18 protein-coding genes are annotated in these 20,998 nt (G+C 71.6%); 14 read left to right on the plus strand and 4 right to left on the minus strand.

Translation table 11 applies throughout. From position 1 onward, the window contains the following. Positions 1–209: 209 nt before the first annotated feature. From ABGA98_RS23320 to ABGA98_RS23360, 9 genes are all read left to right on the plus strand, one after another. Positions 210–1,850: an ABC transporter substrate-binding protein gene (locus ABGA98_RS23320; protein WP_347620504.1), complete on the plus strand. Its 1,641-nt coding sequence runs from the start codon at positions 210–212 to the stop codon at positions 1,848–1,850. Then, a complete protein-coding gene (locus ABGA98_RS23325; RefSeq protein ID WP_347620505.1) occupies positions 1,847–2,848 on the plus strand; it encodes an ABC transporter permease in 1,002 nt (333 codons plus the stop codon). The genes ABGA98_RS23320 and ABGA98_RS23325 overlap by 4 nt, the downstream gene beginning before the upstream one ends. Then, positions 2,845–3,705: an ABC transporter permease gene (locus ABGA98_RS23330; RefSeq protein ID WP_347620506.1), complete on the plus strand. Its 861-nt coding sequence runs from the start codon at positions 2,845–2,847 to the stop codon at positions 3,703–3,705. The genes ABGA98_RS23325 and ABGA98_RS23330 overlap by 4 nt, the downstream gene beginning before the upstream one ends. Then, positions 3,702–4,727: an ABC transporter ATP-binding protein gene (locus ABGA98_RS23335; protein ID WP_347620507.1), complete on the plus strand. Its 1,026-nt coding sequence runs from the start codon at positions 3,702–3,704 to the stop codon at positions 4,725–4,727. Before ABGA98_RS23330 ends, ABGA98_RS23335 begins: the two co-directional genes overlap by 4 nt. Further along, entirely contained in the window at positions 4,727–5,782 is a 1,056-nt protein-coding gene (locus ABGA98_RS23340) for an ABC transporter ATP-binding protein (RefSeq protein ID WP_347620508.1), read from the plus strand. Before ABGA98_RS23335 ends, ABGA98_RS23340 begins: the two co-directional genes overlap by 1 nt. Next, positions 5,779–6,828: a LacI family DNA-binding transcriptional regulator gene (locus ABGA98_RS23345; RefSeq protein WP_347620509.1), complete on the plus strand. Its 1,050-nt coding sequence runs from the start codon at positions 5,779–5,781 to the stop codon at positions 6,826–6,828. Before ABGA98_RS23340 ends, ABGA98_RS23345 begins: the two co-directional genes overlap by 4 nt. A 99-nt stretch (positions 6,829–6,927) precedes the next feature. Continuing rightward, positions 6,928–8,469, plus strand: a complete 1,542-nt coding sequence (locus tag ABGA98_RS23350; RefSeq protein ID WP_347620510.1) for an FAD-dependent oxidoreductase — start codon at positions 6,928–6,930, stop codon at positions 8,467–8,469. Positions 8,470–8,475: 6 nt separating this feature from the next. Then, positions 8,476–9,909, plus strand: coding sequence for a family 16 glycosylhydrolase (locus ABGA98_RS23355; RefSeq protein WP_347620511.1), 1,434 nt, complete (start codon positions 8,476–8,478; stop codon positions 9,907–9,909). A 116-nt stretch (positions 9,910–10,025) separates the two neighbouring features. Then, positions 10,026–10,586, plus strand: coding sequence for a TetR/AcrR family transcriptional regulator (locus tag ABGA98_RS23360; RefSeq protein WP_347620512.1), 561 nt, complete (start codon positions 10,026–10,028; stop codon positions 10,584–10,586). Positions 10,587–10,708: 122 nt separating this feature from the next. On the opposite strand, the gene ABGA98_RS23365 is transcribed toward ABGA98_RS23360, so the two are convergent. Both ABGA98_RS23365 and ABGA98_RS23370 read right to left on the minus strand, forming a co-directional pair. Next, the gene (locus tag ABGA98_RS23365; protein ID WP_347620513.1) at positions 10,709–11,860 is read right to left on the minus strand and encodes a nucleotide disphospho-sugar-binding domain-containing protein; all 1,152 of its coding nucleotides are present in this window, start codon (positions 11,858–11,860) and stop codon (positions 10,709–10,711) included. 134 nt (positions 11,861–11,994) lie between these two features. Next, positions 11,995–12,933 (minus strand): NAD(P)-dependent oxidoreductase, encoded by a 939-nt coding sequence (locus ABGA98_RS23370; RefSeq protein WP_347620514.1) that lies wholly within the window; start codon positions 12,931–12,933, stop codon positions 11,995–11,997. 380 nt (positions 12,934–13,313) lie between these two features. Here ABGA98_RS23370 and ABGA98_RS23375 point away from each other — a divergent pair, with 380 nt between their 5' ends. After that, a complete protein-coding gene (locus ABGA98_RS23375) occupies positions 13,314–13,943 on the plus strand; it encodes a hypothetical protein (RefSeq protein ID WP_347620515.1) in 630 nt (209 codons plus the stop codon). 39 nt (positions 13,944–13,982) lie between these two features. Here ABGA98_RS23375 and ABGA98_RS23380 read toward each other — a convergent pair whose 3' ends face one another. Next, entirely contained in the window at positions 13,983–14,786 is an 804-nt protein-coding gene (locus ABGA98_RS23380; protein WP_347620880.1) for a glycerophosphodiester phosphodiesterase family protein, read from the minus strand. Positions 14,787–15,225: 439 nt separating this feature from the next. Further along, a complete protein-coding gene (locus tag ABGA98_RS23385; RefSeq protein WP_347620516.1) occupies positions 15,226–15,897 on the minus strand; it encodes an SDR family NAD(P)-dependent oxidoreductase in 672 nt (223 codons plus the stop codon). A gap of 231 nt (positions 15,898–16,128) precedes the next feature. Here ABGA98_RS23385 and ABGA98_RS23390 point away from each other — a divergent pair, with 231 nt between their 5' ends. The 4 genes from ABGA98_RS23390 (at position 16,129) to ABGA98_RS23405 (ending at position 20,987) form a co-directional block, all read left to right on the plus strand. Continuing rightward, the gene (locus ABGA98_RS23390) at positions 16,129–17,784 is read left to right on the plus strand and encodes an FAD-binding oxidoreductase (protein WP_347620517.1); all 1,656 of its coding nucleotides are present in this window, start codon (positions 16,129–16,131) and stop codon (positions 17,782–17,784) included. A 65-nt stretch (positions 17,785–17,849) separates the two neighbouring features. Continuing rightward, the gene (locus tag ABGA98_RS23395) at positions 17,850–19,109 is read left to right on the plus strand and encodes a sensor histidine kinase (RefSeq protein WP_347620518.1); all 1,260 of its coding nucleotides are present in this window, start codon (positions 17,850–17,852) and stop codon (positions 19,107–19,109) included. Next, complete coding sequence (locus tag ABGA98_RS23400; RefSeq protein WP_347620519.1) at positions 19,106–19,756, plus strand: response regulator transcription factor; 651 nt, start codon at positions 19,106–19,108, stop codon at positions 19,754–19,756. Before ABGA98_RS23395 ends, ABGA98_RS23400 begins: the two co-directional genes overlap by 4 nt. Before the next feature lie 106 nt (positions 19,757–19,862). After that, entirely contained in the window at positions 19,863–20,987 is a 1,125-nt protein-coding gene (locus tag ABGA98_RS23405) for an alpha/beta hydrolase (protein ID WP_347620520.1), read from the plus strand. The last annotated feature ends 11 nt before the right edge of the window (positions 20,988–20,998 follow it).

Genomic DNA, 20,998 nt, shown 5'->3' on the forward strand with positions numbered 1-20,998 from the left:
GCTCATACGTATGAGCACATCTGCCGAATGGGTTGATCCGGGACGCTAAGCACAGAACGCTCGCCCGTCAAGGGGGGGACGAAAAGTTCCGGTCACACCCTTGACGCCTCGCCGTAACGTCCATACCGTCCCTGTTCATACGTAGAAGCAACCGGCCCTCCCCGTCCGGCCGACTTGCGCATACGTATGCGCACCCCCTGGAGACACACATGCGAACAAGAGGACTCCTGGCCGCCGTCGTGATGGTGCTCGCCACCGCGTGCACGGCGGGCGTCCAGAACCAGCCGGCCGGCGGCGCCCGCGCGGACACCATCGTCTTCGGCAAGACCGACGCCGGCACGACGTACGTCCGCAACTACAACGTCGTCGGCCCCGCGACGCAGAAGACCACCAACGCGGAGATGATCTACGAGCCGCTGCTCCGCATCGACTACAGCGACGGCGGCACGGTCAAGCCGTGGCTGGCCGAGAGCTTCGAGTTCGACGAGAAGGGCACCCGGCTCACGATCAAGGTGCGCCAGGGGGTGACGTTCTCCGACGGCGCGCCGCTGACCGTCGACGACGTCGTGTTCTCCCTGCGCCTGCCCCTGGAGAACCCGGACTTCAACCTCGCCGGCACCACGTACGAAGACGTGGAGAAGGTGGACGGGTCGACGGTCGCGGTCACGTTCGGTGAACCCGGCTTCAGCGAGATCAACCAGTTCGCCTCGTCGTCGCTGCCGATGGTGCCGAAGAAGATCTGGGAGAAACAGGACCTCAACGCCTGGACCAACCCCGACCCCGTGGGCACCGGCCCGTTCGTGCTGGAGTCGTTCGCCGCCCAGCAGATCACGCTGCGCGCCCGCGACGACTACTGGGGCGGCAAGCTGCCCATGAAATACCTGAAGATCATCCCCACCAACCAGGACGCGGTGAAGGCGCAGCTGCTGCGCGGCGAGGTCGACTGGGCGATCCAGTCGTGGCCGGGGGCCGAGCAGGAGTACGTCGCCAAGGACCCGCAGAAGCACCTCTACCAGCTGTACGCCACCGGCGGCGCGTACTCGATGCTCTACAACACCGCCAAGCCGCCCTTCGACGACGTGCACGTGCGCCGCGCGCTGGCGATGACGATCCCGCGCGGCGACATCGTCACCACGCTCAACCGGCCCGGCACCGAGGCGGGCCCCACCGGCCTCGTCGACCTCGTCTACCGGGACTGGATCAAGCCGGAGTACCGCGGCAAGGTGCAGCAGGTCGACGCCGAGGGTGCCAGGCGCGAGCTGGCGGAGGGCGGCTGGACGGTCGACGACGGCAAGCTCGTCAAGGACGGCAAGGCGTACGCGCCCAGCCTCTCCTTCAACCAGGACTTCGGCTGGGCCCCCTACGCCGACATCATGATCAACAGCTGGAAGTCGGCGCTCGGCCTCAAGGTCAAGTCCGCCGGAGCGCCCGGCGCCAACCTGTACGAGAGCCAGCAGCTCGGCACGTTCGACCTGACGATCGCCACCACCGGCGGCGCCGGCGTGAGCGGCGTCTACAGCATGCTGGCCGGCCGCGCCGTCAAGCCCGTCGGCAAGAAGGCCGCCACCAACCTGGGCCGCTGGAAGGACGCGAAGACCGACGCCGTGCTGTCCGACCTGATGGGCACCTCCGACGTAGGGCGGCTCAAGCAGCTCGCCCAGGACATGCAGACCATCGTCGTGGACCAGGTGCCCTTCAGCCCGATCTACAACTCGTACTGGTTCGTGGCGATCAACGCCGGGCGGTGGACGGGCTGGCCCACCCCCGAGAAGTTCACGTACGTGCCGTTCCCCAACCTCGGCCCCGACACCACGATGACGCTGATGAACCTCAAGCGTGCCGCCCCATGACCGGCGGGCGCTTCCTGGCCAGGCGGCTCGGGTTCTACGCCGCGGCCGTGTGGTCGGCCGTCACCCTGAACTTCCTCATCCCGCGCCTCATGCCCGGTGACCCGTCGCTGGCGATCATCGAGGAGCTGGAGCGGGTCAGCGGCCAGTCGTTGCCGCCGCGCACGCTGGAGTCCATCCAGCGCCTGTTCGGCGACCCGAGCGCCAACCTCGGCTCGCAGTACCTCGACTACCTGGCCCAGCTCGCCCGGCTCGACCTGGGCGTGTCGATCAGGAACTTCCCCATCCCGGTCAGCGACCTGGTCTGGCAGGGCCTGCCGTGGACGCTGCTGCTCGTCGGCGGCACCACCGTGGTGGCGTTCCTGGTCGGCACCGGGCTCGGCGTGATCGCCGGGTGGCGGGCCGGCGGCCGGTTCGACTCGATCGTCAGCCCGCTGACCACGTTCGTGTCGTCGGTGCCGTACTTCTGGGTGGCGCTGCTGGCGTTGTGGGCGTTCGGGTTCCTGCTCGGCTGGTTCCCGCTGGCCGGCGGCTACGACCCTGACCTGCCCGTCGGGTTCAACGTGCCGTTCATGCTGAGCGTGCTGCACTACGGCGCCCTGCCCGCCGCGACGATCGTGTTCTCGGCGTTCGGCGGCTGGCTGCTCGGCATGCGCAACATGACCGTCACCACGGTCCGCGAGGACTACGTGCTGCTCGCCCTGGCCAAGGGCCTGTCACCGCGCCGGGTCATGCTCCGGTACGCCGCCCGCAACGCCATGTTGCCGAACTTCACCGGCTTCGCCCTCGCGCTCGGCGGCGTCGTCGGCGGCGCGCTGCTGACCGAGATCGTCTTCAGCTACCCCGGCATCGGCTACCTGCTGTTCATCTCCCTCCAGCAGCGCGACTACCCGGTGATGCAGGGCGTCTTCTTCCTCATCACGCTCACCGTGCTCCTCGCCAACCTGGCGGCCGACTCGGTGTACGCGCTGCTCGACCCGCGCATCAGGGAGCGCGCATGAAGGTACGCGCAGGCACGGCCATCATCGCCTTCTTCGCGTTGGTCGCGATCTTCGGCGGCTGGTTCAGCGAGACCGTGCTGGGGCTCGACCCCCGGGCCAACGACATCCAGGCCATCGCCCAGCCGCCGTCGGCGGAGCACCTGCTCGGCACCACCCAGTTCGGGCAGGACGTGCTGGCCCAGGTGATCGCGGGGGCGAGCGGCTCGATGTTCGTCGGGTTCCTGGCCGCCGGGATCGGCACGGCGCTGGCGGTGCTGGTCGGCGTGACCGCCGGCTACTTCGGCGGCGGCGTGGACGGCCTGCTGAACTTCCTGACGAACCTCTTCCTCGTCATGCCGGTGCTGCCGCTCATCTTCGTCGTGGCCGGCTACCTGCAGGGCACGGGCCTGTGGACGATCGCGCTCATCATCGGGCTGTTCGGCTGGGCGGGCGGCGCCCGCACGCTGCGCGCCCAGGCCATGAGCGTGGCGGGACGCGACTTCGTCCGTGCCATGCGGCTGCTCGGTGAGAGCAACCGCCGGCTCGTCTTCTTCGAGGTGCTGCCGCACCTGACCGGGCTGATCGCCTCGATGTTCCTGCACGCGCTGATCGGCGCGGTGCTGGCCGAGGCGGGGCTGGCCTTTCTGGGGATCTCCGACTCCGGGGCCATCAGCTGGGGCACCATGATCCAGGCGGCGCAGCAGCAGAGCGCGGTGCTGCGCGGGCTGTGGTGGTGGTTCGTGCCGCCGGGGTTGTGCATCGCGCTCATCGGCACGGCGGCGGCGCTGGTCAACTTCGGCGTGGACGAGGTGGCCAACCCCAAACTCCGGGTCGTCAGGACCCGCCGGGCACGGATCGCGAGGAGCGAGGCGGCATGACCTCCCAGACACAGGAACACGCGCCGGCCACCCCGGCCGCCCACTGCGCGGTGCTGCAGGTGGACGGGCTCAGCGTCGAGTACGCCGGGGAGGTGCGGGCGTGCGCGGACGTGTCGTTCACGCTGCGCCGCGGCGAGATCCTGGGCGTGGCCGGAGAGTCGGGGTCGGGCAAGTCCACCCTGATCACGGCGCTGACCCGGCTCCAGCGCCCGCCCGCCGTGACCACCGCGGGCCGCATCCTCTACCACGGCCGCGACGGCGGCCCGCCGGTCGACCTCGTCACGCTGGACGACAGGGCCCTGCGGGAGCTGCGCTGGACGAGCCTGTCCATCGTCCTCCAGAGCGCGATGGACGCGCTCAACCCGGTGATGCGGCTCGGCGCCCAGTTCGCCGACGCGCTGCGCGCCCACGACCGGCGGATGAACAAGAAGGAGGCCTGGCGGCGGGCCGCCGAGCTGCTGTCCATGGTCGGCATCTCGGCCGACCGGGTGCGCGGCTACCCCCACCAGCTCTCCGGCGGCATGCGGCAGCGCGCGGCCATCGCGCTCGCCCTGGCCTGCCGGCCCGACCTGGTCGTCATGGACGAGCCGACCACCGCCGTGGACGTGGTCATGCAGCGCCAGATCCTCTCCCAGGTGCTGCGCCTGCGCGACGAGCTGGGCTTCGCCGTCGTGTTCGTCACCCACGACCTGTCGCTGCTGCTGGAGGTGGCCGACCGGATCGCCATCATGTACGCGGGCCGCATCGTCGAGATCGGCACCGCCCGGGCCCTCTACACCGACCCGAAACACCCGTACACGCAGGGCCTGCGCGACTCGTTCCCGCCGCTGCACGCCCCGCTGCGGCCGCTGACCGGCATCCCCGGCAGCCCGCCCGACCTGCGCAGGCCACCGCCAGGGTGCGCGTTCCACCCCCGCTGCCCCGAGCGCTTCGACGGCTGCGACGCCACCCTGCCCGCGCTCGTCCCGGCCGCCGGGCACGAGGTCGCCTGCCTGCTCTACCCTGCTGGAGGTGATCACTGATGAGCGAGCCCGTGCTCGAGGCGCGTGAGGTCGCCAAGCACTTCCCCGCCGGCAGGCGCGGCGTCGTGCGGGCCGTGGAGGACGCCACCCTGGCGCTGCTGCCCGGCCGGATCGTGGCCCTGGTGGGGGAGAGCGGCAGCGGCAAGACCACGCTGGCCCGCGTGCTCGCCCGCTTCTACCCGCCCACCAGCGGCGAGGTGCTGCTGCACGGCCGCGCGGACACCGGCCGCCGCGGCTACCACGGCGACGTGCAGCTGATCTTCCAGGACCCGTTCGGGTCGCTCAACCCGCTGCACCGCGTCCGCTACAACCTCGAACGCGCCCTGCGCCTGCACCACCGCACCCGCGACCGGCGGGAGCTGGAGCGGCAGGTGCTGGAGCTGCTCGAACGGGTCAGCCTCCGCCCCGCGGCCGACTTCGTCGACAAGTTCCCCCACGAGCTGTCCGGCGGCCAGCGCCAGCGGGTCGTCATCGCCCGCGCGCTCGCCGTACGGCCGAAGGTGCTGCTCGGCGACGAGCCCATCTCGATGCTGGACGTGTCCATCCGGCTCGACATGCTCAACCTGCTCGCCCGGCTGCGCGACGAGGACGGGCTGGCGCTGCTCTACATCACGCACGACATCGCCAGCGCCCGCTACCTCTGCGACGACATCGTCGTCATGTACGCCGGGCGCATGATCGAGGGCGGCCCCAAGGAAGACGTGATCGCCCGGCCCCGGCACCCGTACACCAAGCTGCTCGTCGAGTCCTCGCCCGACCCCGGCCGCGGCGAGGACGACCGCGCCGCGCTGTTCGACGGCGCCGACGAGCTGGGGGAGCCGCCGAGCCTGCTGAACCCGCCCGCCGGGTGCCGCTTCCACCCGCGCTGCCCGTTCGCGATGCCCGAGTGCGGGCAGAGCGCGCCGCCGCGCACCGACCTCGGCGGCGGGCACTGGGCGCACTGCTGGCTGCACCAGAAGGGCCGGGCCGGCGAGCTCGATGCCACCACCCACGCGGCCGCTCTGGCCCTGCGAGCCGCCGGCGCCGGCGGCTCGGGAGAGGAGGAAGGGCCATGACGCCCAAGCGCCGCGGGCAGGCCCCGCGCCAGTCCGACGTGGCCCGGCTGGCCGGGGTGTCCCAGTCGGCCGTGTCCCGCGTGATCAGCGGGGACGTGGACTCCGCGCGCATCCCCGAGGAGACCCGCCAGCGGGTGCTCGCGGCGATCAAGGAGCTCGGGTACGTCCCCAACGCGTCCGCGCGCAACCTGCGCAACAAGCGCAACCGCCTGATCGGCGTGCACACCTTCGAGGCGGTCTTCCCGCACGCCCGCGACGACTTCTACTTCGAGTTCCTGCTCGGCATCGAGGAGCGGGCCGAGCAGACCGGCTTCGACCTGGTGATGTTCACCTCGACGGGAGCGGGCGACGGGCGGCGCAGGGTCTACCGCGACGGCACCAACCGGCTCAACCTGGCCGACGGCAGCGTGTTGCTGGGCGTCTCCACCGACCGGGCGGAGCTGGCCAGGCTGTGGGCCGACGGCTACCCGTTCGTGCACATCGGCCGCAGGGAGGTGCCCGGCGCGGAGATCCCGTGCGTGATCCCCGACTACCGCGGCGCCGCCATCGGCATCGTCGACAAGCTGGCCGGGCACGGCCACCGCCGCTTCGCCTACCTGCGCGAGCCCATGGAGATGGAGCCGTACGCCGACCGGCGCGACGGCTACCGCGAGGCGGTGGAGCGGCTCGGCCTGACCGACAGGTCGCCCGGCTTCCGCGGCGAGAGCGGACTGACCGGCGACTGGATCGACGAGCTGGTCCGCGGCGGCGAGACGGCCGTGGTCGCCGAGAGCGTCCGGCTGGCCGAGCAGCTGCTGGGCGGGCTCAGGGAACGTGGCGTACGCGTGCCCGAGGACGTCTCCGTCGCCGTGCTCGAAGCCACCTGGGAGGGCACCTCCGCCCGGTGGGACTCCCTGGAGATCCCGCGCGTCGCCATCGGCCGCATCGCCGTCGACCGGGTCATCGACATGCTCGACCACCCCGACCGGCCACCCGAGAGCCTGCTCGTCCCCTGCCCGATCGTCCCCGGCACCACCATCGCCACCGCCCGCGACGAGCGGCTCTAGGCCCTGGCGACCAGCTCACCCCGGGCCGCGCCGCGACCCGGCGATGGCCCCTGTCCTCATCGACGCGGCCCTCTACACACACGAAGGAGCCCACGGGGAATGACGGAACTCCGAACTGACGTGCTCATCGTCGGCGGCGGCCTGGGCGGCGTCGCGGCCGCGCTCACGGCCGCGAAACTCGGCCGGAAAGTGATCGTCACCGAGCACACCGACTGGCTGGGCGGCCAGCTGACCGCGCAGGCCGTGCCGCCGGACGAGCACCCCTGGATCGAGCGGGAGTTCGCCCCGCCGGGCTACGCCGACCTGCGGCGCCGGGTGCGCGGCTACTACCGGCGCAACTACCCGGTGCGCCCGGGCGCCGGCCCGCTGACGGACCCCGGGCTCGGCATCGTCAGCAGGATGAACCACGAGCCGCGCGTGGCCGTCGCCGTCCTCGACGAGATGCTCGCCCCCTGGCGGGCGTCGGGTTTGATCACCGTCCTGCTCCGCCACGAGCCGGTCGCCGCGTGGACGAGCGGCGACAGGGTCGACGCCGTCACGCTGCGCGACCTGGAGACGGGCGGGGAGCTGACCGTCGCGGCGCCGTACGTGATCGACGCCACCGAGCTGGGCGACCTGCTGGAGCTCGCGGACGTCGAGCACGTCGTCGGGGCGGAAGGGCGCGACACGACCGGCGAGCCGCACGCCCCCGACACCGCCGACCCCCTCGACCAGCAGGCCATCTCGTGGTGCTTCGCCCTGGAGCACCGGCCGGGGGAGGAGCACGTCATCGACCGGCCCGCCGGCTACGAGCACTGGCGCGACACCGTCGCGCCGTTCTGGCCGGGGCCGCAGCTGTCGTGGACGGACGTCGTGCCCATCACGCTGGAGCGGCGCGAGTGGCGGCTGTTCGGCGACGGGACCGGGCACTTCGACCTGTGGCAGTTCCGCCGCATCCTGGCCGGCGAGCAGTTCACCGGCCTGCCCGACCTGACCATGGTGAACTGGCCGCAGATCGACTACTGGGAGAGCCCGCTGCTCGGCGCCGACCCCGCCGTCACCCTGGCGGGCAGCCGGGAGTTGTCGTTGTCGTTCCTGTACTGGATGCAGACCGAGGGCGGCTACCCCGGCCTGCGGCTGCGGCCCGACGTGACCGGCACCCGCGACGGGCTGGCCAAGACCCCCTACATCCGCGAGTCGCGCCGCATCGTCGCCGAGTTCACCGTCCTGGAGCAGCACGTCGGCGTGCAGGCCAGGCCGGACGGCGCGGGCAGCGAGGTCTTCCACGACAGCGTGGGCCTCGGCCGCTACCGCATCGACCTGCATCCCAGCACCGCGGGACGCACCTACGTCGACATCGAGGCGTACCCCTTCCAGATCCCGCTCGGGGCGCTCGTCCCCGTGCGCGTGGACAACCTGCTGCCCGCCAACAAGAACATCGGCACCACCCACATCACCAACGGCTGCTACCGGCTGCATCCCGTCGAGTGGGCCATCGGCGAGGCCGTGGGCGCGCTCGCGGCCTTCTGCCTGGACCGCGACCTGCCGCCGCGCAAGGTCCGCTCCGACGCCGCGCAACTGTCGGACTACCAGCACCTGCTGAGCGACACGCTCGGCATCACGCTCGCCTGGCCGGAAGAGATCCGCACCCATCGAGAGTAGGAGCCCATGTCCCGCTTGAGCGCCACCGTGACCGCCCTCATCCTCGGCCTGCTGGCCCTGATCCCCGTCCAGCCCGCCACCGCCGCCGCGGGGGAGTCGTTCATCGACCGCTTCGACGGCGCCCTCGACACCGGCCGCTGGTACGTCTCCGACGGCTGGAACAACGGCGACCACCAGAACTGCCAGTTCAACAGGAACAACGTACGGGTGGAGGGCGGAGCGCTCACCATCACCTTCGACGACAAGGCGTACGGGGAGCGCGACTACTCCTGCGCCGAGGTGCAGTCGCGGGCCCGGCTCGGCTACGGCACGTTCGAGACCCGGATGAAGGCGGGCAAGGGCAGCGGCCTGAACTCCGCCTTCTTCTCCTACATCGGCCCGGTGCACGACCAGCCGTGGGACGAGATCGACTTCGAGGTGCTCGGCAAGGACACCACCAAGGTCGAGGTGAACTCCTGGGTCAACGGCACGTCCTCCGGCGGATTCCCCGTCGCGCTGCCCGCCGACTCGGCGTCCACCTACGTCGACTTCGCGTACGTGTGGGAGCCCGGCCGGCTGCGCTTCTTCGTCAACGGCACGCTGGTCAAGACCCTGACCGGTGGCCAGGTGCCCACCCACGAGCAGATCCTGTTCGCCCAGATCTGGGGCAGCGACACCCTGACCGGCTGGATGGGCCCCTTCACCTACCCCGGCCACCCCGTCGAGGCGTCCTACGACCACATCGCCTACACCAAGCTCGGTGACCCGTGCCAGTTCACCGGCTCGGTCGCCTGCTCGGTCACCACGTCGTTCGTGGACGACTTCGACACCCTCGACACCTCCCGCTGGTACGTCTCCGACGGCTGGAACAACGGCGCCCAGCAGAACTGCACCTGGGCCCGCGACCAGGTCTCCGCCGCCGGAGGCATGCTCAACCTGTCGTTCACCAAGAAGGCGGCCGGCGACCGGCAGTACGCCTGCGCCGAGGTCCAGACCCGCCAGCGGCTGGGGCACGGCACCTACGAGGCCCGGCTGAAAGGCGTCGCCGGGTCCGGTCTGATGTCGGCGATGTTCACCTACGTCACCGGCGAGGCCATCGACATCAAGGTCATGGGCCGCGACCCCGGCAAGGTCAAGCTCGTGGCCTGGGACGACAGGACGCCGCTGGGCGAGACGCTGGTGCCGATCCCCGAGGGGTTCGTGGACGTGGGCATGGTGTGGTCGGAGAGCAAGATCGACTACTACGTCAACGGCACGAAGGTCCACTCCATCACGGACGCCGCGCGGCTGCCCGAGCTCGACGCCAACCTGTTCCTCAACGTGTGGGGGAGCGACACGCTGACCGAGCACATGGGGCCGTTCGAGGACCCGGGCAGGACGCTCACGTTCCAGGTGGACCGGGTCGCCTACACCGCCCCCGGCGACCCCTGCCCGTTCACCGGCTCCATCGCCTGCGCCTGACACGGGTACCGCGGGCCGTCTCTGACGGCCCGCGGTTGCCGCGTCCCCGCGGGCGCCGTGTGTTTCCGCTACGGTACGGAGGGCCCCGCCACTTGACGTTCCCGGAGGTGACGCCCATGTCCGGCCTGCGTGCGGACGCCCGGCGCAACTACGCGCGCATCCTCGCCGTGGCGGAGGCGGAGGTCGCCGCGCACGGCGCCGACGCCTCCCTGGAGCAGATCGCCCGCACGGCGGGCGTCGGCTCGGCCACCGTGCGGCGGCACTTCCCCAGCCGGCGCGCGCTGCTGGAGGCGGTCTTCCGCGAGCGCATCGACGCCCTGAGCGCCCGCGCCCACGAGCTGGCCGGATCGGCGGACGCGCGGGCCGCGCTGCTGGAGTGGCTGGGCGCGGTCACCGCGTACGCCGCCGGCGCGCAGGGGATGGCCGCCGCGCTGGTGGAGGACGGGCTGATGGGACCCGGGCAGGTGAACGCCTGCGCGGTGACACTCACCGAGGCGGGCGAGCCGCTGCTGCGACGCGCGGTACGCGCCGGTGCGGTCAGTCCCGGCGTGACCGTCGCCGACCTCCTCGCGCTGGTCACCGGCATCGTCCTGGCCACGGAGCGCCGGCCGGATCCCCCCGCCGAGGCGGATCGGCTGCTCGACCTGGCCGTGCGGGGGATCAGCCCGCAGAAGTGAGCCCGGCCCCCGGGCGTCGCCGGGGCGCGGGCGGCGTCCATGCGCCGCAACTCGTCGCGGCGCAACGCGCTCAGGCGTCCCAGGACCCGTTCCCGACCAGCAGGTCGAGCGGGCTCGTCCGGCTAGGCGACGGCCAGCTTCTCCAGGTCGGCGACGAGGTCGCCGGGTGTGGGCAGCAGGGCGTTCTCGTCGCGGAGCCGGGTGGCGGCCGTGCCGTACGCGGGGTCGCCGAGCACGGTGGCGGCGGCGCGCTCGATGGCGGCCGCGTCGGCCTGGCGGTAGTCCACGCTCACCGCGGCGCCCGCGCCGCCCAGCCGTTCGGCGTAGTGGTACTCGTCGGCGTGCGACGGCACCATGATCATGGGTACGGACGACGCCAGCGCCGTCATCATCGTGCCCGCGCCACCTCCGTTGACCACGGCGTCGCAGGTGGGCAGGAGCAGGTTCAGCGGCATCGACTCGACGATCCGCACCTCGGGCGGGACCTCGCCCAGCAGGGCCCGCTGGCCGGGCGTGATCGCGGCCACCACCTCGACGGGCAGGTGCCGCAGGGCCGCGACGGCCAGCTCCAGGCCGTGCAGGGTGCCGGTGCGCTGGGCGAACATGTGCCCCCACGTGACGCACACCCGGGGACGCTCGACGGGCCGGAGCAGCCACGACGGCATGACGCCCGGCCCGTTGTAGGGCACGTACCGGATGTGTTTCCTGGGGAGCTCGCCGGGCTCCGCCAGGCTGGGCGGGCACGGGGCCACCGTGAGGTCGCCGAGCGGGTCCACGCCCTCCAGGCCGTACCGCGACCACAGCTCCTCCAGGGCCGGCGCGTCGAAGTCGCGGCGCCCGTAGGTGGTGTCCAGACCCCACAGGTGCCGTACGGCGGGCACGCCCAGGCGCCGGGCGGCGATGAGCCCCGCGTAGGCGCGTGCCTCGAAGACGACCAGGTCCGGACGCCAGCTCGCGGCGAAGGCGATGACGTCGTCGGCGGCCGCGGCCGCGATGCCGGAGAACATCCCGATGGCGCGGGTCAGGCGCAGCCGCTGGTGCTCCTCGGCGGTCATGTCCTCCCGCGGGCCGAGGTCGTGGCCCTGCCAGAAGGTACGCAGGTCGACGTCCTGTCCCACGGCGAGCGCCGGCAGCCCCGACTGGGTCACGGTGGCGGTGAAACCGGGCTCGCAGGCCACCCGTACCTCGTGTCCCGCGGCGCGGAGCGCCCAGGCGAGGGGGACGGTCGGGTGGAAGTGGGCCGCCGCTGCGATGGTGGTGAAGAGTATGCGCATGGGAGCGACCGTGCGCAGGGCCGGTGGAGGCCCGATGGAGACGCGGTGGAGGCCCGGTGGAGAACCGATCGAGCACCCGTGGGGAACCCGTGAAGCCCGTGGGTGCCGCGAGGAGAGCCCGTGGGGCCCGGTGCTCAGGCGGTCGAGTGCGACGACAGCACGCCGGCGGGCGCGCCCGCGGCCTCCCACATGGCCCGTACCGACTCCAGGTGGGTGCGGCGTGGCCGCCAGCCGAGCAGGCGTGTCGCATGCGTGATGTCCACCTGGGTCCAGTCGCCTCCCCTGGCCTGGACGGCGCCCGCGCGCTCGCGTACCGACTCCGGTGACCGTCCCGCCGCGGCCAGGAGGTCCTCGACGACGGTGCGGATGTTGATCGCCTGGCCGCTGCCGACGTTGACGAGCGGGTCGGCGGCGCGGTCGGCCGTCACCGCCACCACGAGGTCGGCGACGTCCCTGACGTCGACGAAGTCGCGCCATGCGTCCACGATCGTCAGGTCGAGCTCCGCGCCGTCGCGCAGCTTGCCGACGAGGCCGCCGAGGAAGCTGGCCTCGGCTGGGTGCGGGCCGTAGACGTTGGCCACCCGCAGCACCACGGCGTCGAGCTCCCCGGCGCGGACCGCGTCGAGGATGCGGCGCGAGCCGGCCAGCTTCGTGCGCGCGTAGACGCTCTGCGGCGCGGGGCGCAGCTGCTCCGTGATGGTCAGCCCGTGCGGAGTCGGGCCGTACTCGTGCACGCTGCCCACGTGCACCAGACGGGCCGGGCCCGGCAGCATCGTCATGGCCTCGATGAGCTGGTCGACGAGCCGGACGTAGGTGCGGTGCATCTCCTCGTCGCCCGCGACCCAGCCGCCTGTGGCGTTGACGACCGCCTCCACGCCCTCATCGGCCAGCACCTTGGCCAGCTCCCCGCCGGAGAGCGCGGCGACGTCCAGCGGCAGGAACCGGTACGCGCCCAGGTGGGCGGCGCGGCGGCGGGCCACCGCCACCGGCGGCCGTCCCCGGCGGGCGAGGGCGGCGCACACCTGCCGCCCCACGCAGCCGCTCGCGCCCAGCACCGCCACGCGTCCGGTCACAGAACCTTCGTTGAAAGTACCCATGGCCTGACGCTCGCGCCGGCCGGACGACGGCCCGTCGAGCGTCGCTGGACCGGGTCCGCCGGCCCGCTCCAGCGATACTCCAGCCGCACGCGGGCGCCCAAGGCGCCTGACGCGCGCATGCGTGAAATGCCGATGTGCGGAATGCCGCCCGGATTGGCAGGCACAGGTCTGACCACGTTCGGAAACCGGTCGTTCATTTCAACATTTCCGCGCCATTTCGGCACGGTGCGGCGTGCTGAATTCTATCGTTGTACGGGTGATGGGCTCGTCATGGCACACGTCAAGTAAGTGTGCGTCATTGTTCGGGCGCGATTGCAGGGGTTGACCGTGTTCGGGGCGCGCCCTACCATGCGATCATGGAGATCCGATATCCGGTTGAAAACGATGATTTTCAGCGTGACGACGTGAAGGTTTTCACCGTCGGTCAGGGCGGAGTCGGCGTCTCCCGGACCGGCGCCATAGATATCTACACCACAGGATTCGCGGGATGCACCGGTGTGATCATCACCTCGAAGGAGGGCAGAGGGGCCCTGGTCTCTCACGTCTCCCAGCTCGGACACAGGATCGGGCGGGGAGCCGCGGATAATGAGGACAAGCGGCAGGCGAGAAAGAAGAACTATCTGATCGAGGCCACCCAGGGCGCACTCGACCTGGCGAAAAAGCACTTCGCGGACGGCGGCGCGCTCTCCCTGGCGCTTGTCCATGGCATGAAATCGGACCCCGACTTCGTCGACGAGCTCACGGCCGAAAACCCGGCCCTGGTGCATGTCCAGGATATCCGAGCCGATCGGAACAGGGCGGCGTTGCTCTATCTTGACACACGGAAGAAGAGGCTCTACCTGTGGGGCTTCACCCAGCACGACCATTTCGACAAAATCGTGAGCGGGGTGGAGTTGTTCGAGGAGGGTCCACCGAAATGCTCCGCGCGGGGGATGCTCGAACTGGTGCACGCCACGAACGGAATGCCCTGGCGTCTCTACGACTGAGAGATCCGGGCGCGGCCACCGGACGCGAGGGCGGCCGGCCTACCCGCAGGCGCCGGTGAGCCAGGCGCGATATTCCCTGGTGAAGTTCGTCATCACACTCTTCGGCGCCTGGGCCAGCACCTCCTGCCAGCGGCTCACGTTGCCGTTCCAGGCGGGTGGCGGCTCCGTCCAGCTCACGCTGTCGGTCCAGCGGGCCTCGGAGCCCTTGAGGAGGCCGGGGTGGCGCTTGGCGAGCTCGGCCTGGACCCAGGAGTCCTGGGAGTAGACCAGGATGCGTTGAGAGGCCTGGCGTTCGTTGATCGGGTCGGAGATCTCCTTCCAGGCGGTCGCGGCGTAGGCGGGGTCGGACAGGACGGCTCTGGCCTCGGGCTTGACCTCCAGCAGAGCGATCAGGCCGGTTCCGCGCACGTGGTCGAGCCACTGCCGCAGCGTGTAGACCTGCTCTCCCGCGTACGGGCCGCGTGCGACGCGGCGGTCGCGCAGGTTGTCGCTTCCTGCCGCCCACCAGAGGTCGGTGATGTTCTTCCTCGTGCCCGTCAGCCCGTTGGTGGAGGTGTTGTGCCACATGACGGCCTTGGTGCCGTGCCGGGTGAGCTGGAGGTCGCCTTCGACCCCGTCGGCGCCCCAGGCTTTCTGGTCGTTCACGCCGCGGACGTTGTTGGGCTGGCGGATCTGGTCGCGTTCCCAGGGGTTCGGCCCTGAAGGATAGCCGCCGTGCCCGAAGACGAGCGGGCACGAGGCCGCGCGGGCCGTCGTCGCCTGGGAGTGCGCCACGGGCGGCGTGACCGCCACGGCGATCGAGGCCAGCGAGGTCACGAACGCAGCCTTCGTCCTGATCAGCATCACGTGCGACTCCGTCCGTGGAGGGCCGGGCAGGGGGTGATCCGCACGGGCAGGGTATGCGGGGATCCTCAGCCGATCAAGGGTGAGAGGCGTGGCGGTGTTCGTGCCCAGCTCAGGGGTAAAAACCAGGTCAGAAGCTGTCCGAAAGGGCAGACCCGGGACACGGGGGGTGTTGTCGCTGTGGAGCGGGCACATCACTGTCCCGTGGACGGCACGAGCACGACGGAGGATGCCATGTCTCTTCTGCACTACTTCGGGATTGCACGTCAGCCAGCGCCCCCTCCGGATCTCTATCCGGACCGCTCCGGCGCGAGTGCGCGCCGGCGCCGTCGGCGCCGCCGGTGAGCTGACCATCGGATTCAGAGGCATCCGGCCGAGCATCGTCCCGGTCGGGTGTTTCGCCGCCTCGCGGCCCGTGAACTCAAGGGGCCGGCCCTGCTCAGCGCGGCGACGGCAGGACGGACAGCTCGCTGGGATAGGCGTCCGCCGGCGCGCTGAGCACCCAGACGATCATCGTTGCCAGCGTCTGCGGCCGGATGCACGACGCCGGATCATACGCGCGCCCGAAGGCCCGCCTGACCTCCCCCAGCAGGTCGGTCGCCGTCGCCGCGGGATAGACCGTGGTGACGCGCACCCCATGGGCGGCCTCCTCCTCGCGCAAGGAGTCGGCCAGTTCCCGCAGCGCCGCCTTGCTGCCGGCGAACCCCGACCAGCGGGGAACGCCGGTCAACCCCGGTGAGGCGTTGACGAAGATCACATGACCTCTCGACCGCCGTAGGGCGGGCAACGTCAGGCGTACCAGCTCGGCCGCCGAGGCCACGTTCACCGCCAGCGTCCGCCGCCAGGTCTCGGGATCCGCGTCCGCGACGGCCTCCACGGGAGAGATCCCGGCGCAGTGCACCAGCGCCCGCACGTCATCCAGCCCGCCCTCCAGCGCGCCGACGGCGGCGGCCAGCGTTGTGGGATCGGCCAGGTCCGCCTCCACCCCGGGGACGTCGAGCCGCCCGACGTCGCGCCCCACGGCGGTCACCCGATGCCCCGCCTCCGCCAGCGCGCCGACCACCGCCCTGCCGATCCCCCCGGTGGCCCCGGTCACCAGCACATGCCCCATGACGGTCCTTTCGTCGAATCCGGCACTCGATCATCGCCACTCGCGGGAGCCCGCTCAACACGGACCGGTCAGCCGTCCGGTGGAGCGGGTCAGCCGTCCGGTGGAGCGGGTCAGCCGTCCGGTGGGGCGGCGGGTTCAGCCGCCGGTTCATGGCATGGGTGGATGTGCGCCTCGCTGCCGGATTGGGAGGCTGACGACCTCAACTCCAGCAGGTCGGAAGGAACGAGACACATGTCGCAGACGAGCGGTGGGAACACGAATGCGCCCGGCCGCAGGGCGATGAGTCGTCGTGGACTGCTCGCCGGCGCGGGTGCCGGCGCGGTCGCGGGGGTGGCCGGCACGTGGGGTGCCGAGGTCGCGTCGGCGGAAACGGGCGCGGCGGCGTTCGGGCCGGTGACGATACGTCCTGGTGACCCCCGTTACGACACCTTGTTGCGGGGTAACAACTTCCGGTTCGCGGGCCGGCCGGACGAGATCCGCGTGTGCGGCTCGACCGACCAGGTGGTGCGTGCCGTGTCGGACGCGGTGCGGTCCGGCAGGCGGGTCGCGGTGCGCAGCGGTGGGCACTGCTTCGAGAACCTCACCGGCGACCCGGCGGTGCGCATGCTGCTGGACCTGGCACCGATGGACGAGGTCGCCTACGACGCCCGACGGCGGGCGTTCGCCGTGCAGCCTGGAGCGACGCTCGGCCACGTGTACCGGACGCTGTTCAAGGGCTGGGGCGTGACGATCCCCGCGGGCAGCTGCCCGGGGGTGGGTGCCGGCGGGCACTTCTCGGGCGGCGGCTACGGCGCCTTGTCCCGGCGGTACGGCTCGGTGGTGGATCACCTATACGGCGTGGAGGTCGTGGTGGCCGACCGCGACGGCACCGCCCGCGCCGTGGTCGCCACCCGCGAGCCCGGCGACCCGAACCGTGACCTGTGGTGGGCGCACACCGGCGGTGGCGGCGGCAACTTCGGCGTGGTCACCCGTTACTGGCTGCGCTCGCCCGGCGCGACCGGTGCCGATCCGGCGAAACTGCTGCCGCCGTCGCCGCAGCGGATGCTGCAGCAGACGGTCATCTGGTCCTGGGAGCACATGACGGAACGGGCGCTCACCGGTCTGCTGCGCAACTTCGGGGCCTGGCATGAGCGCAACAGCGCACCCGGCTCCCCGCACGCCGGGTTGTACGGCATCCTCCATGTCTCGCACCGCGCCGGTGGCACCGCCATGCTGAACGTTCAGATCGACGCGGACCTCCCCGAGGCCGACGACCTGGTGAGCGAGTTCGTGTCCGCGGTGACCGCGGGCGTCGGGCTGACGCCGGTGCTCGACCTCCGGCGTACGCTGCCGTGGTTGCACCCGATGACCTGGCCGGGCACCGGCGAGGCCGGCGACCTGCTCACCCGCCGGTACAAGATCAAGGCCGGATATCTGCGACGCCGATTCACCGAGGCCCAGCTCGCAGCCGTGCACCGCAACCTGGCGAACACCACCGGCGGGCCGGAGTCCGGCATTCTGCTCATCGGTTACGGCGGCGAGGTCGGCACGGTCGCGCCAGGGGACACGGCCATCGCCCAGCGCGACGTGGTCATGAAGGCGGTCTACCAGACCATCTGGAGCGACGAGAAGGACGACGCGGCCAACCTCGCCTGGGTGCGCCGCTTCTACCGCGACGTGTACGCCGGCACCGGCGGCGTGCCCGTGCCCGGCGCGGTCAACGACGGCTCCTACATCAACTACGCCGACGCCGACCTGGCCGACCCGAAGTGGAACACCTCGGGCGTGCCCGCGCAGACGCTCTACTACAAGGACAACTACCCGCGCCTGCAGCGGGTGAAGGCCAGGTGGGACCCGCGCAACGTCTTCAGGCACGCCCTGGCCGTCGAGCCTCCCCGGGCCGGGTGACCGGTTGAAGAGGTGCTGGAGCTAGATTGTCGGCTGGGAGCGAGCCGCGCGGGAGGAGGAGGCGGATGAACGACCCCGTGGCACGGTGGCCCGTGCTGACGGCCGTCGGGCCGTACGCGCTGCTGGCGTTCCTGACCGCGGTCACCGTGGCCGGCCGGCCGGCGTCCGACGCGTCCAGGCTCACCGACCTCGTCCTGCCCGCGCTGCTGGCGGCGTGGATGCTGGGGGTCTACACGCTCCGCCCGGCCTGGCGCCAGCGGGTGCGGGTGATGGCGGTCTTCTTCGCCGTGCTGGTCGTGCTCTGGGCGGTCCTCGTAGTGAGGTCGCCGTGGTTCGGCTTCTTCACCCCCGCCGTCTACATCTACGGCTTCCACGTCCTGCCGTGGCCGTGGCAGCCGGTCGGCATCGCCGCGGCGGGCGCGGTGGCGGGCACGGCGCAGGCGTACGGCATCGACAAGACCACGGTCGCCGGCCTGGTCACCTACGGCGCCGTCATCGCCGCGAACGTCATTCCCATGTGCACCTTCGCCTGGTTCGCCCGGCGCGACGACGAGCGGAACGAGGAGCGGGACCGCGCGCTCGACGAGGCGCGCGAGGCGAACCGCAAACTGGTGGCGTCGCTGGCGGAGAACGCGGCCCTGCACGAGCAGCTGCTGGCGCAGGCACGCGACGCCGGGGTGCAGGACGAGCGGCAGCGGATGGCGCGGGAGATCCACGACACGCTGGCGCAGGGTTTCACCGGCATCATCAGCCAGTTGCGCGCGGCCGAGCACGCCGGCGACGACCCGCCGGGATGGCGCCGGCACGTCGCCGCCGCGACCGGGCTGGCCAGGGAGAGCCTGTCGGAGGCGCGGCGGTCGGTGCACGCGCTGCGTCCGGAGCCGCTGCGCTCGGCGCGGCTGGGCGAGGCGCTGGCGGGCGTCGCCGAGCGTTGGTCGGCGCTGCACGAGATCCGCGTCCAGGTCACGACGACCGGTACGGCGCGGCCGATCAGGCCGGAGGCCGAGGCCGCGCTGCTCAGGATCGCGCAGGAGGCCCTGGCCAACGTGGCCAAGCACGCGCGGGCGACCAGGGTGGGGGTGACCCTGTCGTATCTGGAGCACGAGGCGGCTCTGGACGTCCGCGACGACGGCGGCGGCTTCGACCCGGCCAGGCTCGACACCGCCGACGAAAGCCCGCGGGCCGATCGCGGCGGGTTCGGGCTGATCGCGATGCGGCAGCGGATCGAGAGCGTCGCCGGCACCCTGCAGATCGAGTCGGAGCCGGGCGCCGGCACGGGCATCTCGGCCCGCGTCCCCTCGGAGCGGGCGAAGGCATGCGCGTGAGCCACCCGATCGGGCTGCTGATCGTGGACGATCACCCGGTGGTCAGAGACGGGCTATGCAGCATGTTCGCCCGCGACCCCGAGTTCGACGTGCTCGGGGAGGCCGCCGGCGGAGCCGAGGCGGTACGGCTGGCCCTGACGTTGCGCCCCGACGTGATCCTCATGGACCTGCGGATGCCTGGCATCGACGGCGTGAGCGCGATCAGCCAGCTCGCCGAGCGGGGGAGCGAGGCCCGCGTGCTGGTGCTGACGACGTACGACACCGACAGCCACGTGCTTCCGGCGATCGAGGCGGGCGCCACCGGATACCTCCTCAAGGACGCTCCCCGCGACGAGTTGTCGCGCGCGGTCCGGGCGGCGGCCCGCGGCGAGGCGGTGCTCGCGCCGTCGGTGGCGGCCCTGCTGATGAACCGCGTGCGCGCGCCCGTTCCCGGGCCGCTCAGCCCGCGCGAGGTCGAAGTGCTCCAGCTCGTGGCGGCCGGGGCCACGAACCGGGAGGCGGCGGCGCGGTTGTTCCTCACCGAGGCGACCATCAAGTCGCACATGCTCAACATCTACGCCAAGCTCGGGGTGAACGACCGTGCCGCCGCCGTCAGCGAGGCGTTCAACCGAGGGCTGCTGGTCCCGCGGCAGCCCGAGCGCCCCTGACGGCAGAGATGCGCCTGTCGGATCGGCCATCCCCTACGAAAGTCGCAGTGGCCGTGTGACTTTCGCCGGGGACGGTTCGCCGCCGTCGCACGGCACGGTTGAGCGCATGAACAAGACCGTGGCCGCGAGCGTGCTCGCGCTTTCCGCATCACTGACCACCCTGGGCGCGATCCCGGCCCAGGCCGCCGCGCCCGTCACCGCCCTGCCGGCGCCGACCGGCGACCGCCCGGTCGGCAAGACCGAACTGCACCTGATCGATTCCAGCCGCCCCGACCCCTGGGTCACCGACCGGGACGCGCGCGAGCTGATGGTCTCGATCTGGTACCCGGCGCGTAAGGCGGCGGGGAAGCGCGCCCCGTACCTCACGCCGCAGGAATCGGAGCTGATCATCAGGAGCGAGCCGCGGCTCGACGACGTGCCGGCGGACACGCTCGCCAAAACCGTGACGCACGCCCGCGCCGGAGCTCCCGCGCTGCAGCGGAAAGGCGGCTGGCCCCTGGTGGTCCTGTCACCCGGCATGACCATGCCCCGCGCGAGCATGACCTCGCTGGCCGAGGAGTTCGCCAGCCGCGGCTACCTGGTGGCGGGGATCGAGCACACCTACGAGTCGCTGGCCACCACCTTCCCTGACGGCAGGACCGTCACGTTCGAGGCGGGAAAGGCCGGTCAGACCCCTGAGACGGGGGAGAAGGTGGCCAGGGTGCGGGCCGCGGACACCGAGTTCGTCCTCAAGCGGCTGAAAGCGGACAAGCGCTGGAACCGGCTGATCGACGAGAGGAGGATCGCCATGGTGGGCCACTCGGTCGGCGGCCAGAGCGCGGCGCACCTGCTGCCGGTGTCCGGGCGGATCAAGGCCGCGGTCAACCTCGACGGCACCTACAACCCCAAGACGCCGGCCAAGCCGGTGGCCAAGCCCTTCATGATGATCGGCAATCCCCGGCACCAGCCGGAGTCGGGCGGCAAGGACGGCTCGTGGGACCAGTTCTGGCCGCACGTGAAGGGCGGTGAGAAGCGCTGGCTGACGGTGACCGGCGCCGAACACATGAGCTTCATGGACTACGCGGTGCTGCTGCCGCAGCTCGGGCTGCCCAAGACGCCGATCGACGGCAGGCGAGCCCTGAAGATCACGCGTTCGTACGTCACCGCGTTCCTCGACGCGCACCTCAAGGGCGAGCGCCGGCCCCTCCTGGACAGGCCGTCAGGGAAGTTTCCCGAAGTGAGGTTCTGGTAGCACCCGGGCAG

Origin of the sequence: Nonomuraea sp. B1E8 (assembly GCF_039871515.1) — a bacterium.
Classification (GTDB): Bacteria; Actinomycetota; Actinomycetes; order Streptosporangiales; family Streptosporangiaceae; genus Nonomuraea.

Bases quoted from the DNA above. Each gene is read 5' to 3' on its own strand.
- ABGA98_RS23395 (WP_347620518.1), top strand. From the start codon at position 17,850: ATGAACGACCCCGTGGCACGGTGGCCCGTGCTGACGGCCGTCGGGCCG.
- ABGA98_RS23330 (WP_347620506.1), top strand. From the start codon at position 2,845: ATGAAGGTACGCGCAGGCACGGCCATCATCGCCTTCTTCGCGTTGGTC.
- ABGA98_RS23405 (WP_347620520.1), top strand. From the start codon at position 19,863: ATGAACAAGACCGTGGCCGCGAGCGTGCTCGCGCTTTCCGCATCACTG.
- ABGA98_RS23345 (WP_347620509.1), top strand. From the start codon at position 5,779: ATGACGCCCAAGCGCCGCGGGCAGGCCCCGCGCCAGTCCGACGTGGCC.
- ABGA98_RS23355 (WP_347620511.1), top strand. From the start codon at position 8,476: ATGTCCCGCTTGAGCGCCACCGTGACCGCCCTCATCCTCGGCCTGCTG.
- ABGA98_RS23375 (WP_347620515.1), top strand. From the start codon at position 13,314: ATGGAGATCCGATATCCGGTTGAAAACGATGATTTTCAGCGTGACGAC.
- ABGA98_RS23380 (WP_347620880.1), bottom strand. From the start codon at position 14,786: ATGCTGATCAGGACGAAGGCTGCGTTCGTGACCTCGCTGGCCTCGATC.
- ABGA98_RS23325 (WP_347620505.1), top strand. From the start codon at position 1,847: ATGACCGGCGGGCGCTTCCTGGCCAGGCGGCTCGGGTTCTACGCCGCG.
- ABGA98_RS23350 (WP_347620510.1), top strand. From the start codon at position 6,928: ATGACGGAACTCCGAACTGACGTGCTCATCGTCGGCGGCGGCCTGGGC.
- ABGA98_RS23340 (WP_347620508.1), top strand. From the start codon at position 4,727: ATGAGCGAGCCCGTGCTCGAGGCGCGTGAGGTCGCCAAGCACTTCCCC.
- ABGA98_RS23320 (WP_347620504.1), top strand. From the start codon at position 210: ATGCGAACAAGAGGACTCCTGGCCGCCGTCGTGATGGTGCTCGCCACC.
- ABGA98_RS23365 (WP_347620513.1), bottom strand. From the start codon at position 11,860: ATGCGCATACTCTTCACCACCATCGCAGCGGCGGCCCACTTCCACCCG.
- ABGA98_RS23335 (WP_347620507.1), top strand. From the start codon at position 3,702: ATGACCTCCCAGACACAGGAACACGCGCCGGCCACCCCGGCCGCCCAC.
- ABGA98_RS23390 (WP_347620517.1), top strand. From the start codon at position 16,129: ATGTCGCAGACGAGCGGTGGGAACACGAATGCGCCCGGCCGCAGGGCG.
- ABGA98_RS23360 (WP_347620512.1), top strand. From the start codon at position 10,026: ATGTCCGGCCTGCGTGCGGACGCCCGGCGCAACTACGCGCGCATCCTC.
- ABGA98_RS23385 (WP_347620516.1), bottom strand. From the start codon at position 15,897: ATGGGGCATGTGCTGGTGACCGGGGCCACCGGGGGGATCGGCAGGGCG.